This window comes from Desulfoglaeba alkanexedens ALDC, from assembly GCF_005377625.1.
In the GTDB taxonomy this organism is placed as follows: domain Bacteria; phylum Desulfobacterota; class Syntrophobacteria; order Syntrophobacterales; family DSM-9756; genus Desulfoglaeba; species Desulfoglaeba alkanexedens.
Genome location: NZ_CP040098.1, coordinates 1,682,709 through 1,698,405, shown reverse-complemented (window position 1 = coordinate 1,698,405; position 15,697 = coordinate 1,682,709). Strand labels below are relative to the sequence as shown.

Here is a 15,697-nt window from a genome sequence, read left to right as displayed (position 1 = left end):
ATCAGTCCCCCTCCTGCACCATCTTGATGGCGTCCTTCGGGCACTCCCGGGCGCAGATCCCGCAGCCCTTGCAGTAGTAGTAGTTGGCGATATAGTAGCCTTCCTCGTTGCGGGAATAGACCATGTCCGGACAGAAGATGTAACACTGGCCGCACTTGATGCACAGGTCAAAATCGGTGACCGGCCTCATGGACCGCCAGTCGCCCGTTTTGAGCTTAGAAGCGCTTCCGGCTTCCACCAACGTGCAGCCCAGCTCCAGTTCCTTCCAGCTTACCGCTCCAGTTTCTTTGGCCACGGGTCAATCCTCCACGATCGTTTCTTCAAAGGCGCGCAGGCAGGCCGCCATGTTCTTTTCGGCGATGGGGCCGAAGCGGTTGCGGATAGGCTCGCGCAGCGCCTCGATGGGCATCAGCCCGGAGGCTTTCACCAGCGCTCCCAGCATGGTGGTGTTGGTGATGGGCACCCGCATGGTCTCCATGGCGATGGTGCTCGCATCCACAAGCGCCAGCCGGCGTTTCAGGCCCATTTGTTCACGAACTTCCGGAGCGGACATCCGGGTGTTGAGCACCACCAGGCCGTCGTCTCCCGTCCCGGCTTCCACATCCACAATCTGAAGCAGCGTGGAATCCAGGACCACCACGATATGGGGGCTGTACACCTTTTCCCGCGTTCGGATCTGCGTGTCGCTCACCCGGACGAAGGCCATCACCGGCGCCCCCCGCCGTTCCGGCCCGAAACTCGGAAACGCCTGCGCGAACTTTCCCTGTTCGATGGCGGCCAGGGCCGTCAATTCCGCCGACGTCACCGCGCCCTGTCCCCCACGGCCATGAAAACGAATTTCGATCATCGACATATCTCCGTCTGGAAAATCAAGCAGGAATCTGTCCGCTGATGGAAGGAATACCCGGATGGCCCGTTCAAGACCGCACCTCTCGGCGCACCAACGAACCTATCGCCGCAACACTGAACCGCACTGCCGAGTGATGCACTTATAGCCACCAACCCAGGTACGAATCAAGCGAATTTGCGCTTCAATTCACTTGCCGCCGCCCCGAAAGGGCTTTTTCCAGCGTCACCTTGTCCGTATACTTGAGGTCCCCGCCCATGGGAATCCCGAAGGCGATCCGGCTCAGCTTGACGGGTCGTTTCTCCAGGAGCTTCATGAGGTAGTGGGCCGTGGCCTCACCTTCCGAACTGGGATTGGTGGCGATGATGACTTCCCGGATGCCTTCCGCTTCGATGCGCTTCAGGAGTTCCTCGATCCGCAGATCCCTGGGGCCCACGCCGTCGATGGGGGCGAGCGCCCCCTGGAGCACGTGATAACGCCCCCGGTAGGCCCCTGAGTCTTCAATCGCCAGCAGATCGGCGGTGGTTTCCACCACGCAGAGTTCCCCCGTCGCCCTTGCCGGATCCCGGCAGATGGAACACACGTCGCCGTCGGTGAAGTGAAAGCATTTCGGGCAGGTGTGGATCCGCTCTTTCACCCGGCGGACCGCATCGGCCAGCGCGAAGGCTTCCTCATCGGAAGCGCGCAGCAGGTGCATGGCGATCCGGCCGGCGCTCTTTTCCCCGAGCCCCGGCAGTCGGCTCAAGCGGCGGATCAGCTCCTGAAGCGTCGGTGGGTAGGCGTCTTTCGCCATGGAAGCCGTTCTCCGTCCGCCGCGGTCAGAATAGACCCGGGAGGTTCAGGCCGGGAAGGTTGAGGCCGCCCATGAGCTTTCCCATCTCCGCCGCCGCCATCTCCTGGGCTTTCTTGAGCGCATCGTTTACGGCGGCCAGGACGAGATCCTCGAGCATTTCCACGTCTTCGGGGTCCACCACCTGGCGGTCGATGGTGATTTTCACCACTTCCTGCCGCCCATTGGCCACCACCGTCACCATACCGCCGCCCGCGGAAGTCTCCACGGTCTTCTGAGCCAGTTCTTCCTGCACCTGGGCCAATTTCTTCTGCAGCGTCTTCACCTGCTGCATGGGATTTATGCCTTTCATCATCTTCGTTCGACCTCCTCACATGCCGCCGAAGGGAGACGCTCGGGCCGCTCCGCCCGGCCTTATTTCCCCTCGGGCCGGCGGGGACGGATTTCCACCAGTTCGCCGCCGAGGATTTCCAGCGCCTGCTGAACCCCCGGGTTTTCGAGCACCAGGCGCCTGGGATGGTCGCGCGCTTCCCGGCCCTTGGAGACGGCCCCGTTCTTCATAACCGCCGGCTGGGATCGAACGTCCCACGAAACGTCCCGCCCGAAGTATTCCCCGGCCAGCCGGGAAAGAAGGTTCCGGGTTTCAGGGCCTTTCAGACTGTCCTCGTAGACTTCCAAAACATCGATCACCAGGCGCTGCGCATCGCCGCCGGCGCGTCGCACCTTGCTTTCGTCCAGCTTGGCCGCCAGGACGGCGTGGCGCTCTGCGAGCCACTTCAAGAAGCCGGCCCAGTCCTCCACCGGATCCCGAACGGGCCCTGCTTTTCCGGAAGGCGACGCCGGAAACGGCGGGGGGGCTGCTTCCTCCAAGGATTCGCCAGGCGGCGCGGAACCGGCAACGCCTTCAGGAAGAGGCGGCTGAAGTCCCCACGGTGCCTCCTCTTCCGGCTCAAAGGACGGGGAAGCCGGAGCGGGCGCCGACGGCCGGGGGCGTGCCGGCGGGGAGGCTTCCGCCCGAGCCGTATCCTCCCGGCACCGGTCTGAACCGGGCGGCGCCCCTTCGAGCCGTTCCAGTTTTTCGAGCAGCTTTTCCAAGGATTCCAGCCGCGGGAGTTGCGTCATCCGCAGCAGCAGCATCTCGAGGGCGATCCGCGGCAGCGTCGAACGCCGGATGTCCTCCTCCCCCTGGAGCATCACCTGGAAGTAAAGGTAAAGCTGCTCGGAAGTCGTGCGCTGCGACTCTTCCTTGAGCACCGCCCGTTCCTCTTCCGGAACATCCAACCAGCCCCGGCCGCCGCCTTCGTCCAAGGAGAGAAACAGAAGCCCCCGGAAGTATTCGGCCAGTTGCTGGCAGAACCGCTTGCTGTCGACGCCCCGCCGGTAAAGGTCTTCCACCACCTGCAGACAGGCTGCGGTGTCGCCGTCCAGGACGGCCTTCCCGACACGGTAAACACTGCGACGGTCAACTACGCCCAGAATGTCCAGGATTTCTTCATCGTTCATCCCCTCGCCGCGGAACGCCAAAAGCTGCTCCAGCAGGCTTTGGGCATCCCGCATGCTGCCTTCCGCTTCCCGGGCGATGGCGTAAAGGATCGAATCGGAAAAGGACGCCCCCTCGGCATCCACGATCCGTTTCAGCTGGTCCGTCACGAGCTTCGCCGGAATTCTCCGGAAATCGAAGCGCTGGCAGCGGCTGAGAATGGTCGCCGGAATCTTGTGCGGTTCGGTGGTGGCCAAGACGAACAGCACATGACGCGGCGGTTCCTCGAGGGTTTTGAGAAGCGCGTTGAAGGCTTCGGCCGTCAGCATGTGCACTTCGTCGATGATGTAGACCTTGTAGGCGCTCTTGGCCGGCCGGTATCGGACCGTCTCGCGGAGTTCCCGGATACTGTCTATACCCCGGTTCGACGCGCCGTCGATTTCCAGCACATCCACCGCGTTTCCGCGGGTGATTTCCCGGCAGTTGCTGCACCGGTTACACGGCCGAGGCGACGGACCCTCTTCGCAATTGAGGGCCTTCGCAAGGATCCGCGCGACGGACGTCTTACCCACCCCCCGGGCTCCGGTGAACAGGTAGGCGTGAGCGATGCGCTGCGACAGAATGGCGTTTTCGAGGGTCCGGGTCACGTGGGGCTGACCCACCACCTCATCCAACGTCTGGGGGCGCCATTTGCGGGCTAAGACCAGGTAGGACATGCGGGTATCGGAATTCCATGGCGCTGTCTTCGGGCCATAGTAAGGAAATGGCGGAGAGAGAGGGATTCGAACCCTCGGTCCCGCTTTTGGCGGGACACACGATTTCCAGTCGTGCCCCTTCAGCCAGCTCGGGCATCTCTCCGTAAAGGCCGGCGGTCCGCCGTATTCCTGCATCGAATGTGGCGGAGAGGGTGGGATTCGAACCCACGTGCCCTGCTCTTCACAGGACAAGTCGATTTCGAGTCGACCCCGTTACGGCCACTTCGGTACCTCTCCGCAGCTCAACTTCGATTGCCGCGCCGCGCCTGGAAGAAGGCCCGCAGAAGTTCCGAACACTCCCGAGCCTTCACGCCGCCGACAACCTCAATATGATGATTGAAGGCCGGCACATTTGTCAAGGCCACAACGCTGCCGGCCGCTCCTGAACGGGGATCCGCCGTTCCATAAACCACCCGGGCCACCCGGGCATGGATCAGCGCCCCCACGCACATGGCACAGGGTTCCAGCGTCACGTAAAGGACCGTACCCGTAAGCCTGTAATTTTTCAGGACGTTTCCGGCTTTCCGCAGCGTCAGCACTTCCGCATGGGCCGTGGGATCGCAAAGCGCCACGCAACGGTTGTGAGCCTCGGCCAGGACCGTCCCGGCCTCGTCCACCAAAACGGCCCCCACGGGCACCTCGCCTCCCTCTAACGCCTTGCGCGCCTGCGCCAAGGCCAGGTCCATGTAGCCTTCGTGTTGCAACCGATCATCCATCACGGCACCGCCGGCCTGAAATCGCCGTCAACTCATCCATACCCCCGCCGGGCGCCCGCCTCATACCACAGAATCTTCGCGCAGAGAACCCCCTTCTTTTCCGCCTTTACGCGAGAAAACAGACACACAATCCCCAGAAGGGCAGAGGGTTTTCCACCTTGTTCCCAAGCTCCAGCTTAGGAACACAACTGTGCAGAAGCTCCAGCTTCAATTCCCATGAGGGCGTTCCCAAGCCGGACTTTGGGAACGACGGGAATTGCTGGAGCGTATCCGAGAATGCCTATTTTGGCGGTTTTGGGTACGCTAAGTATGCGAAATTGCGTTGCCACAAAGGGTTGATGCTGCGTTCTAGGATACGGTCTTAGGGAAAAGTTTCACTCGAAACCCCGATCGATCCCGTGAAACACGTATGGGAAAGCCAATTTGTTGTTTGACAGCCTGCCGATTTTCTTCTAGTGAGGGAAAAGTTTCACTCTAAACCCCGATCGATCCTGTGAAACAAGCTTTGGAAGAAAGAGGCGTTTTGCGCTCGGAGCCAGGATACATGTCGAAACCCACACGGAGGGAACGAGGACATGGAACCCTTACGGCCCAAAGCCGGGTTTTTTCGTTTCAAACCGCACGCCATCCTCACTTTCGCCATCGCCCTTCTTTGGATTCAACTCCCCGCATCTTCGGAAGCCATGACCATCGCCGCAGGGAAACCCTACCACGGACGGCTTGTGAACGGCATTCCCTTTCCGGATCAGTTCCGCGGCTTCCGAATCGGTAGCCCGGACAGGAGTTACACCACGCCGGAGGTGATCGGGACCCTTCTGGATGCCGTTGAAGCCGTCCAGCGGGAATACCCGAACACATGTGAACTCTTCATCGGTGATCTTTCAGCGTCCGGGGGCGGCCGGCTTTGCGGCCACAAGTCCCACCAGAACGGCCGGGACGCGGACATCGGCATGTACGCCCGAGGCAACCGTCCCCTGGGGCGGTTCGCCCTCATGGACGCATCCAACCTGGACGTGGCCAAAACCTGGGTACTCATGGAAAATCTTCTGAAGAGCGGGCGGGTGCAATACATTTTCATGGACCGCGAGCTTCAGAAGCTTTTCCACGACCACGCCCTCAGAAGCGGCTGGGACAAGGGTTACCTGGACCGCATTTTTCTCGACGTGGGCAGCCGTTTCGACAAGGCGGTCATCCGGCACGCGCGCAACCATCGGAATCATTTCCACGTTCGATTCTACACCCCCTGGTCCACTCTGGCCGCATCCGTGGACAAGCACGATTCTCGGCAGCAGGCCGTGATCGAACTTGCCCAGCAGGCTTACCTGCCGAAACGAGTCCATTATTACGCGAACGGTTCAGAAACCGGGCTGCCGTCCCTGGCGCGAAGCTTCGGGGTCAGTCTGAAAGACCTTTGCCGGTGGAACGGGCTGAAGGAAAACGACGTGATCACTCCCGGAACCTGTCTCGCCTTCTATAAGCGAGGATTCGAGCTGGAACCGGTCCATCTGGCGCAGACGCTTCAACCGCCGCTGAATCCCGCTGAACGCCCCGTCCAGGTGGCATCCGTTAACCTGAGGCAACTGGTGGCTTCACATCCAAACAGCGGTGCATCGCCGGGTAAGCCCCAACGCGCAACGAACAAAGCGCGCCCTTTCACGGTTCACAAGGTGGCACCGGGTGATTCGCTCTGGGCGATCGCCAGGAAGCACCGGGTGTCTTTGAAGGCTCTGTGCGCCGCCAACGGCATCCAGTCACGGGAGACGCTCAAGGCCGGCAGCACCCTGAAGATCCCCTCTTCTCAATCCCGGTCGGAGCCGTCAAAGACCGTTGCGAGCTCCGTCACCCTCCGCCCGGGAGACAACCTTTGGTCCCTCGCAAGGCGCCACGGGACGACCGTGGAACGGATCTGCCGGCTGAACGGAATCGACCGCTCCGCCACTTTGAAACCGGGCATGCGCCTGCGCTTGAGGTGACTTGAACCGCCTTTTCCTTTTTGCCACTTAATTGTAACGTCATTTCTCTTTTCTTTTTGAAACGATTCTGTTAATAGCCGACGTTCGCGACGGGCACGGACAGTGTGCCCGTTTCTTTTTGTCGGAACGCTAAGAGGAAATTGATCGAGGACACAGGAAGGAAAATCATGATCGGCGATCTGACCAGGCTGAGGAACATCGGCATCAGCGCCCACATTGACTCGGGAAAGACCACGCTCACCGAGCGGGTGCTTTTCTACACGCAGCGCATCCACGCGATCCACGAGGTGCGCGGCAAGGACGGCGTCGGGGCCACCATGGATTCCATGGAACTTGAAAAGGAACGCGGCATCACCATCCAGTCCGCCGCCACCTATTGCACCTGGAAGAATCACGCGATCAACATCATCGACACGCCTGGACACGTGGACTTCACCATCGAGGTGGAGCGGGCTCTGCGCGTGCTGGACGGGGCGATCCTGGTGTTGTGCGCCGTGGGGGGCGTTCAGAGCCAATCCGTGACCGTGGATCGGCAGATGACTCGGTACCGAGTGCCCCGGATCGCTTTCGTGAACAAGTGCGACCGCGCCGGCGCGGACCCCTTTCGGGTCGCCCGCCAGCTCAAAGAAAAGCTGAATCACCAGCCCGTGCTCCTCCAGATCCCCCTGGGCCTGGAAGGCGCTCACGAGGGCGTGATCGACTTGATCCGCATGAAGGCGCTCACGTTCCAGGGCGCCCACGGCGAACAGGTGGTCGAAGGCGAGATCCCGGAAGCCTTCCGCCGCCTGGCCGAAGAAAAACGCGAAGAAATGCTGGACGCGGTATCCCTGTTTTCGGACGACCTCACCGAGGCCATTCTTGAGGAACGGGTGACCGAGGAGTTGGTCTATGAAGCCGTCCGCCGCGGCACCCTGTCGCTCCGAATGATCCCCGTCCTTGTCGGCTCCGCCTACAAAAACAAGGGCGTGCAACCCCTTCTGGACGCCGTGATCCGCTATCTTCCCAGTCCCGCCGACATCCAGAACGTGGCGCTCGACGTAGAGCGCCAAGAAGCCGAAGTCCCGTTGAAGGCGGAGCTGGATCTTCCCCTCGTGATGCTCGCCTTCAAGCTGGATGTGACCCGCTACGGACAGCTCACCTACGCCCGCATTTACCAGGGCACCCTCAATAGGGGAGACGCCATTGTCAACGTCCGCACGGGGAAGGTGACCAAGGTGGGGCGCCTGGGCCGCATGCACGCGGACCAGATGGAAGACATCGAATCGGCGGGCGCCGGGGAAATCATCGCGCTCTTCGGCGTCGACTGCGCCTCGGGTGACACCTTCACCGACGGCTCGGTGCGGCTCACCATGAGTTCCATGTTCGTCCCGCAACCGGTGATTTCGCTGGCCGTGACCCCCAAGGACAAGAAGGCCGAGATGAACCTGAGCAAGGCGCTTTCGCGCTTCACCAAGGAAGACCCCACGTTTCGGTCCTACCTGGACGAGGAAACCGAGGAAACCATCATCTGCGGCATGGGGGAACTGCACCTGGACGTGTACGTTGAACGGATGCGCCGTGAATACAAGGCCGAAGTGGAAACGGGTCAACCCAAGGTGGCTTACCGCGAGACCATCACCCAGCCGGCGGCCTTCGACTACACGCACAAGAAGCAGACCGGCGGCGCCGGCCAATACGGCCGGGTAGTGGGCGCCCTGGAGCCTTTCACCGAGGGAGACTACGAATTCGTCAATCGGGTCACCGGCGGCGCCATCCCCACGGAGTTCATCCCTTCGTGCGACAAGGGTTTCCAGGCCTGCCTGAAGAAGGGGTCGCTGGCGGGCTTCCCCATCGTGGGCGTGCGGGTGACCGTTACCGACGGAAACGCCCACTCAGTGGATTCGTCCGACCTTGCCTTCCAACAGGCGGCCATCGGAGCGTTCCGGCAGGCCTACGAAAGGGCCGCCCCGACGCTCTTGGAACCGGTGATGCGTGTCGTGGTGGAAACGCCGACGGAATTCCAGGGATCCGTCCTGGGAACGCTCAACCAGCGCCGCGGCATCATCGTCAGCACGTCGGAAGACGGATCCTTTTCCACGGTGGAAGCGGAAGTACCGCTGGCTGAGATGTTCGGTTATTCCACCGTGCTCCGGTCGGCCACCCAGGGAAAAGCGGAGTTCACCATGGAATTCGCTCGATACAGCCCGGTACCCAAAAGCGTGGCCGAAGAGATCATCCGGCGGCAGAAGGAACAGCAGAAGCGATGACCCGCCGGGAACGATGGACAAACGGGGCTGTGCGCGCCGGCGACTGTTGGTGTATGATTTAGTTTATAAGAGCGGGAACACCCGGGGACTGACGCAGGGGCCCTTTATAATGATTACAGGAGACTCAAGGAGAGACCGCCATGAACACGGAAGGACCGACAAGCCCCGAGGCGCTTGCCGTCATGATCCGCAAATCCCTCGGCAGCCCGCTCCAGAGCGGTGAAATGGGCGTCTTGATGGCCAGGACCGGGGTGGGCAAAACGGCGTGCCTGACGCACATCGCCATCGAACACCTCTTTCAGGGCCGGAAGGTGCTGCACGCGTGTATCGGCGAACTGCCGGAAAAGATCAAAATCTGGTACGAGGAACTGATGAACCACATGGCCGAACGACCCGGCGACCGTGAACGGGTCCTGGAGCTTCGCCGGTCCATCGGAACGTCCCGCTTCATCATGTCGTTCATGCGTCAGACCTTCAGCCCGCAGAAACTCGACGAAGGACTCGCAAACCTTGAGGCCCAGGTGCAGTTCCGGCCCGATCTGATTGTTGTGGACGGGATCGACTTCGAACGGGCGTCCCGGGATCACGTGGAAGCGTTGCAGCGGATCGCGGAGGACCGCCGGGCCGCCATCTGGTTGTCCTGCCGGACTCACCGGCACATTGACAGGGCCAACCACAACGGCATACCCTATCCGTGTGACCAGATCGACAACCTGTTTCAGGCGATTCTTCTGCTGGAACCTGAACCCGAAAACATCCGGATCACGGTCCTCAAGCACTATGATCGCTATAGGCCCGAAGCCGCCCCGGTGTCGCTGGATCCTCATACCTTTCTGCTGAAGGAGCAAAAACGCGGAAGGCTGACGGCTTGAAAGTCCAGGCCGCCCGCCCGGAAAGGCCGCCGAGGAGATTTCGACAGGCCTTGAACGGGGCGGGATCGATGGGTCGGCTCCTTCGAGGATCGTCCGGAAAGGAGCGCCATGGAAGACGACCTCATCAGTTGCCTCACCCGGCAGGTCAAAGAAGAGGTTCTGGAAAACTACCTGACGGAACGCCGCATCATCGAGATCCAGACGGAGGATCTGGAGGCGAAGGCGGCGGAGGTGCGCCGGTTGGCCGACGAAACCGGGCAGCGGATGGCGCGGCTGGGTTTCCTCATGCTTCACCCGGACATGCTGGGGAGATGCGCCGAGCTGCTGCGGATTCCTTCGCCGTCCTTTTGGCGCGACTGCCTGGAAAAGCAGGCCTTCCGAGGGGTCCGGTTCATCCGGGTGTCGGCCCTCACCGACAAGGGCAAATTCCGAAAGCTGGTGCTGGAATCCTACCGCCGGCTCTTCGCCTGGATGAACGACTACCGAAAGGCCTACGAAGATCTGGAAATCGAATGCCGGGCGGTCAATCACAACATCAAGAGCTTTCACCAGAACTTCGACCTCTTGACGATCCTCAACTTTCTGAAAAACCTGGACGTTTGCGCGGTGGAACAGAAGCACTTCCTGGGCGAGAATTTCACGCCGGAAGAAATGGCTTCCGTGGAACAGAAACTCCACTTCCAGAAGCAGACCCTCACCCGCTTCGGGCTGCCGGAACCCTTGAGCCTTCCCCGACCTGCGGCCGTGGAAGAGTCGCTGAGCGCACTGGCCCGGGACGTTTACCGGCGCTACCAGAGCCAGGTGAAGCGCATCGTTCGCTGAACTCCGTTCACCGCCCGAAAACCCGCCGGGCACCGGCTCCAGCATGATGCCTCGTTTGGACACCCTATTCAGCCTCCTGGTCGAAAACAGCGGCGGACTGCTTCTTGCCTCCGCCGCGTTCTTCGCGGGTCTGCTGGCGGGCGTTCTGATCACCGCCGCGCTCTGGAAACGGCGCCTTTCCCTGGAAACCGCCGTTTCCACCGAGGAACGGCAACGCCTTCAGCGGGAACTCCAGCACACGCAGGAAGCGCTCCTTCACGAAACGGAACGCCGCGCCGCCTGTTCCCAACTGGCGCAACGGGTTCCCGAACTGGAACGGGAACTGGCGGAGGCGCGGGTTTCGAGCGATCGCCTGCAGCAGGAACTGGCGCAGTTGCAAGCGGACCATGCGGCGCTGGAAACCCTGCGCGCCAAAGAAAGAGAAAACGCCGAAGAGAGGCTGGCTGCGCTGAAGGAAGCCGGCGATACCATGCGGAACGCCTTCCAGGCCATGGCTTCCAACGCCCTGCAGGCCAACAACCAGGCCTTTCTGCAGCTGGCCCAGAACACCCTGGCCCGCTATCACCAGAAGGCCGAAAACGACCTGGAATCCCGCCGTCAGGCCGTGGCCGAACTCGTCCGGCCCCTCCAGGAAGCCCTTTCCCGCTACGAAGAAGAACTCAAGGGCATCGAAAAGGAACGCCAACACGCCTACGCCCGGCTGTCTCAGCAAGTCCAAAGCCTCAGTGCCGCCCAGGGGCAACTCATCGGGGAAACGGCCAACCTGGTGAAGGCGCTCCGCCGGCCGCAAGTCCGAGGCCGCTGGGGTGAAATGACGCTCCGGCGTGTGGTCGAACTCGCCGGCCTTTCCACCCACTGCGATTTCACCGAACAACCCGTCACCGACACCGGTTCCGACCGGCTGCGCCCCGACATGATCGTCTCACTCCCTGGAAATCGCGTGGTGGTGATCGACGCCAAGGCCCCGCTCCAAGCGTACCTGGACGCCCTCGAAGCTTCCACCGACGGCGACCGGGACGGCCACCTGGCCGCTCATGCCCGCCAGATCCGTTCCCACATGCAGCAGCTGGCCTCCAAGCATTACTGGAGCCAATTCGAACAGACCCCGGAATTCGTGGTGCTGTTCCTTCCCGGCGAATCCTTCTTCAGCGCCGCCCTGGAAAAAGACCCCCGGCTCATCGAAACCGGCGTCCACCAGCGGGTCATCCTGGCGACGCCGACCACGCTGATCGCGCTGCTGCGAGCCATCGCCTATGGATGGCAACAGCAGGCCATGACCGAAAACGCGCGGGCCGTCAGCCGGCTCGGAAAGGAACTTCACGACCGGATCGTCCTTCTGGCGTCTCATTTCCAGGACCTGGGAAGGAGTCTCGGCCGAAGCGTTCAGCACTACAACCGGCTACTGGGCGCCATGGAAAGCCGGGTCTTGGTAAGTGCACGGAAGTTCAAGGAATTGGGGGTTTCAGCCAAGGGTGACATTGCACAGCCGGAGCCGCTGGAAGGGATCGTTCGCCATGTGAACTTTCCGGAGGCGACCGAAGGCGAAGCCGAAGAGAGCGAGCCATGACCGAGCGAGGTCCTCAGAACCTGACCCAGTTGGGCCGCCCCAGCCCGCTTCCCGAAAACCCGCAAGCGGCGGTGCTCGAAACCATCGAAAATCCGCACCCGGACCGGGATTACGTGGTCCGGCTCACCGCCCCGGAATTCACCACGCTGTGTCCCATCACGGGTCAGCCGGACTTTGCGGTGATGATCGTCGATTACGTCCCGGGTACCAAGCTTGTGGAAAGCAAATCCTTCAAGCTGTTCCTTGGAAGCTTCCGCAACTACGGGAGTTTTCACGAGGCCTGCACGGTGACCGTCCACAAGCGACTGGAGGCGGCCCTGGAACCCAAGTACCTCCGCGTGGTGGGATTATGGTACGCCCGGGGCGGCATCCCCATCGACGTGGTGGTGGAAACGGGTGCCTGCCCCCCCAACTGCACCCCGCTTCCCCTGGGCAAAACGACCTACCGCGGCGGGCGGGAATAGGCCCCGGCCCACATCGAAGGACCGGGAGCAGCGGCACGGTCGGCGTCGACGGCGGATTCAGCTTTCCCTCGTTCCCAAGCTCCGGCTTGGGAACGACCTCATGGGAATCGAAGCTGGAGCTTCTGCACAGTTGTGTTCCCAAGCTGGAGCTTGGGAACAAGCTGGAAGGTACAGCTTGGGAACAAGGTAGAATTTCCAGAGAATTTTAACATCCCACAATGAACACTTTATTCTGTGGACCTGTACTTAGACAGCCGCGAGCAGCGGCACGGTCGGCGTCCACGCCGGGTTCAGCTTTCTGCCGCCGTGACCGCCCGAATCTTTTCTTCCAGCCGCCGCAGTTTCTCCGGTTCGAGACCGACGGCCTTCAGCTCGGAACCTTCCCGGACCCAGACGGTCACCTGATCCGCCCCTTGTCGTTCGGGATCCTCCCAGAGCAGTTCGCCCAGGGGTTCGGCCCCTTCGAAGAGCGCCAGCCGGCCGTGGACCGGATCGGGTACCGGGGGAGGCGACGCCGGCTTCTCGTCGAACTCCAGATCCTGAAGTTCCCAGAACAGGGAACGAATCCGCCAGGAATCGTTCAACTCCTTGAACTCACCGCCCGCCTTCTCCAAGGCCCATCCGGTTTCACCGCGCGATACCGCCCGCCCCGTCTCTCCCGCCACCGTCCACGCCACTTCGTTCACGCGTTCTGCATCCAGGGCGATGAGGGAACGGTCCTCGAGATCGGCCAGGGAATCGGGGAGCCGATCCAACAGGTCGCCGGAAACGGTAACCACGAAGGGAAGTTCGGAACCAAGGGCGGCCAGGTCACCCTCGTCCCCTTTCCGGCCCAGGGCGAGCGAGGCTCTGCCGCCGTCGCTCAGGTGCAGCTCCACCTTAACCAAGGGAGGATCAAGCCCGTGCGCCGGCAGGTTGACCGGACCGTCTTCCAGGAAATCCCGAGCTCGGAGCCAGCGGATCTCGTCGAGAACGCGCTCGACCTTGGCCGCCTTGATCGCCGGCTCGGAGCGGCCGGAAACTTCCCACGCCCCCCCGGAAGAACGCACCACGGCGACTTCACGCCCGTCGGACCAGGAAACCCTGAGTTCCTTCACGTCACTGTTTTCGAAAGAGAAAAGATCCCGGCGTCTCAGCTCGGAAACGCCCTTGTGGAGGACACCCCATTGGCCCGACGCCACCAGAAAGACGCGGCGTTCGGCGTCGACCCTGGCGTAATAGCTGTCGCCGGTGGGATTCCTGTTTCCCAGGGAAAGGGTCCGCCAGGTTTCACCGTCCTTGAAGCGGAGTTGGAGAGCCGGCGTGGATAGACCGAAGGGTTCGAGGTCTTCCGCGGAAGACGCCACTTCCCGTTCCGCTTCCAGAGATGCCAGGCTGTTGAGGAGCCCCTGCACGGCGGCGCCGTCGGCTTCCGTCGCCACGGGTGCCGCCAGCCGCCACGTCCCCGCCTCCTTTTCAAGGACCACGGTTTCTCCATCTTTGGGGACGATTTCGAGGGCCGCCACACGGTCCACTTCAAGGTCGAACACCTGTCTCGCGGACCTCGCCGCCGCTTCCTCCCGCTCTTTGACCACCACCTCGAAGTAGTAATAGTATCCGCCGACCGCCAGCAGGATCAGCAGATAGCCCAGTGTCTGGCGCCACTTCATCGGTGCGACCTCCGTACGCGGTAGACTCCAAGACCCAGCAGGATCACCGACCCGGGGATCAATCCCAGCGATAAGACGAGAATAGTGCGGGCCTGGTCCTGAGTGAGCACGATGGGCTGACCGGTCTTCTTTCCACCGTCGCCCCTGGGTTCAACGGTGATGAGCGTTTCCTCTTCCGCCAGGAAGTTCACTATGTTCAGGAAAAAATCCCCGTTTCCGGAAAGACCGAAATGGGTGTTACCGATGAAATCCGAGTCGCCCAGCACCACCAGATATCCCTTGGCGGGATGGCCCTCTGCCGCTCCGGCGCCGCCTTCTCCCTCTCCCGTGGAAGGTTCCGGCGTTTCGTCCGAGGATTCCGAGGTGCCTTCGCTCGATGCTCGACCCGGGAATTTCGCCGGATCCAGCTGAACCAGGACCCCGAGGGGCACCGGCCCCGGAAAATCCTCACTCTCGTCGAAACTCGCCTCGCCCTGGCGAAGTCGCTCCAGGTCCGTTTCCGCCCACGCGTTGGGAGAGGTGGAAGCCAGGGTCACCAGGTGGACGCCTTCCGGGGAGGGGTCCGCCACCTGCACCGAGCGGGCTTCCGAATAGAAGGTGGCGACATTGAAGCCCTGGGTGATGTCGTGAAGTCCGTACTGAGTGACCACCGGCATGAGGTAACTTCCGCCGAAGATCCGACTCAGTTTGTCGATCACCATATCGTCCTGAAGCTCGATCCCATATTTCCTGAGCCAGTCGACCAGGGGACCTGCGTGACCGGGATCCAGGAGAACCAAAAGCCGCCCTCCGTCTTCCACGTATCGTTCCAGACTCTCCACTTCCTCTTGAAAGTAGGGCTTTTCAGGCCCCGCGATCACCACGGCCGCCGCGTCCTCGGGCACCCCCTTCTGCTGCAGCAGGCTCAGGCTCTGTACCGCGTAGTTTTCTCTTTCAAGGGCCGACCGAACGCTTGAATATCCTGCCTGGTTGAAGTCCGAGATGGAATGTTCACCGTGGCCCGCCACAAAGTAGATCTTCTTCTGCTCTTCCCGCATGAGCTTGAACAGGGCGTTGGTAATGGATTGCTCATCGGCCTGCTGAATCGTCTGCCTGCGGTCGTAGCCCTCGAGCACCAGGGTGCCGTACTGGCGGATGTCGTAGCGCCCCGCCTCTTCGGGATTTCGGTCCGGATCGATGAAGGTGTAGCGGATCTTCTTGTTGGCAAGACGATAGCTTTCCAGCAGGTCTTCCACTTCCAGGCGCGCGGGTTCCGCGCTCTGGAAAAACCCCTTGATGGTCACCGGCTGGTCGACGGCCTTCGCGATCTTGCGGCTCTGTTCCGAAAGCGTGTACAAGCCCGCCTCGGTCAGGTCCACGCGCCACGGGTGGCGCTCCGCGATGAGCACCACAAAGACGAGGATTCCCAGGAAAAGCAACGTGGATAGGAAGGTATTGGACCCGTGGGTCCACACGCGCCGCGATCTCATGATGCGTGGCATGGTGATCGGCCTCCATCGCTGATCTTAAAAAAACG

At 61.7% G+C, this 15,697-nt stretch carries 14 protein-coding genes and 2 tRNA genes; 6 read left to right on the top strand and 10 right to left on the bottom strand.

What is annotated here, in order from left to right:
* Nucleotide 1: 1 nt before the first annotated feature.
* The 8 genes from FDQ92_RS07710 to tadA form a co-directional block, all read right to left on the bottom strand.
* On the bottom strand, nt 2–295 hold the full coding sequence (locus tag FDQ92_RS07710) for a 4Fe-4S binding protein (protein ID WP_170180244.1): 294 nt from the start codon (nt 293–295) through the stop codon (nt 2–4).
* Nucleotides 296–298: 3 nt separating this feature from the next.
* Nucleotides 299–847: a 2-oxoacid:acceptor oxidoreductase family protein gene (locus FDQ92_RS07705; RefSeq protein WP_137424036.1), complete on the bottom strand. Its 549-nt coding sequence runs from the start codon at nt 845–847 to the stop codon at nt 299–301.
* A gap of 184 nt (nt 848–1,031) precedes the next feature.
* Nucleotides 1,032–1,640 carry a recombination mediator RecR gene (recR, locus tag FDQ92_RS07700; protein WP_137424035.1) on the bottom strand — a complete coding sequence of 203 codons (609 nt, stop codon included), beginning with the start codon at nt 1,638–1,640 and terminating at the stop codon, nt 1,032–1,034.
* Nucleotides 1,641–1,665: 25 nt separating this feature from the next.
* Entirely contained in the window at nt 1,666–1,992 is a 327-nt protein-coding gene (locus tag FDQ92_RS07695; RefSeq protein ID WP_211341203.1) for a YbaB/EbfC family nucleoid-associated protein, read from the bottom strand.
* 59 nt (nt 1,993–2,051) lie between these two features.
* The gene (dnaX, locus tag FDQ92_RS07690) at nt 2,052–3,833 is read right to left on the bottom strand and encodes a DNA polymerase III subunit gamma/tau (RefSeq protein ID WP_137424034.1); all 1,782 of its coding nucleotides are present in this window, start codon (nt 3,831–3,833) and stop codon (nt 2,052–2,054) included.
* A gap of 48 nt (nt 3,834–3,881) precedes the next feature.
* A tRNA-Ser gene (locus tag FDQ92_RS07685) sits at nt 3,882–3,975 on the bottom strand.
* Nucleotides 3,976–4,013: 38 nt separating this feature from the next.
* Nucleotides 4,014–4,109 (bottom strand) — tRNA-Ser (locus tag FDQ92_RS07680).
* Between the two features lie 5 nt (nt 4,110–4,114).
* Nucleotides 4,115–4,588 carry a tRNA adenosine(34) deaminase TadA gene (gene tadA / locus FDQ92_RS07675; RefSeq protein WP_137424033.1) on the bottom strand — a complete coding sequence of 158 codons (474 nt, stop codon included), beginning with the start codon at nt 4,586–4,588 and terminating at the stop codon, nt 4,115–4,117.
* A 575-nt stretch (nt 4,589–5,163) separates the two neighbouring features.
* Here tadA and FDQ92_RS07670 point away from each other — a divergent pair.
* The 6 genes from FDQ92_RS07670 to queF all read left to right on the top strand — a co-directional run bounded on the left by FDQ92_RS07670 (nt 5,164) and on the right by queF (nt 12,532).
* Nucleotides 5,164–6,561 carry a penicillin-insensitive murein endopeptidase gene (locus tag FDQ92_RS07670; protein WP_137424032.1) on the top strand — a complete coding sequence of 466 codons (1,398 nt, stop codon included), beginning with the start codon at nt 5,164–5,166 and terminating at the stop codon, nt 6,559–6,561.
* Nucleotides 6,562–6,728: 167 nt separating this feature from the next.
* Nucleotides 6,729–8,807 (top strand): elongation factor G, encoded by a 2,079-nt coding sequence (fusA, locus tag FDQ92_RS07665; protein WP_137424031.1) that lies wholly within the window; start codon nt 6,729–6,731, stop codon nt 8,805–8,807.
* 140 nt (nt 8,808–8,947) lie between these two features.
* Nucleotides 8,948–9,679: an AAA family ATPase gene (locus FDQ92_RS07660; protein ID WP_137424030.1), complete on the top strand. Its 732-nt coding sequence runs from the start codon at nt 8,948–8,950 to the stop codon at nt 9,677–9,679.
* A gap of 108 nt (nt 9,680–9,787) precedes the next feature.
* Nucleotides 9,788–10,501 (top strand): hypothetical protein, encoded by a 714-nt coding sequence (locus FDQ92_RS07655; RefSeq protein ID WP_137424029.1) that lies wholly within the window; start codon nt 9,788–9,790, stop codon nt 10,499–10,501.
* Between the two features lie 43 nt (nt 10,502–10,544).
* Nucleotides 10,545–12,068 carry a DNA recombination protein RmuC gene (locus FDQ92_RS07650; RefSeq protein ID WP_137424028.1) on the top strand — a complete coding sequence of 508 codons (1,524 nt, stop codon included), beginning with the start codon at nt 10,545–10,547 and terminating at the stop codon, nt 12,066–12,068.
* On the top strand, nt 12,065–12,532 hold the full coding sequence (gene queF, locus FDQ92_RS07645) for a preQ(1) synthase (protein WP_137424027.1): 468 nt from the start codon (nt 12,065–12,067) through the stop codon (nt 12,530–12,532). The genes FDQ92_RS07650 and queF overlap by 4 nt, the downstream gene beginning before the upstream one ends.
* 290 nt (nt 12,533–12,822) lie before the next feature.
* Here the strand turns inward: queF and FDQ92_RS07640 are convergent, their stop codons facing one another.
* Together FDQ92_RS07640 and FDQ92_RS07635 are read right to left on the bottom strand one after the other, a co-directional pair.
* Nucleotides 12,823–14,181 (bottom strand): DUF4340 domain-containing protein, encoded by a 1,359-nt coding sequence (locus FDQ92_RS07640; RefSeq protein ID WP_137424026.1) that lies wholly within the window; start codon nt 14,179–14,181, stop codon nt 12,823–12,825.
* On the bottom strand, nt 14,178–15,662 hold the full coding sequence (locus FDQ92_RS07635; RefSeq protein ID WP_137424025.1) for a GldG family protein: 1,485 nt from the start codon (nt 15,660–15,662) through the stop codon (nt 14,178–14,180). The genes FDQ92_RS07640 and FDQ92_RS07635 overlap by 4 nt, the downstream gene beginning before the upstream one ends.
* Between the last annotated feature and the right edge of the window lie 35 nt (nt 15,663–15,697).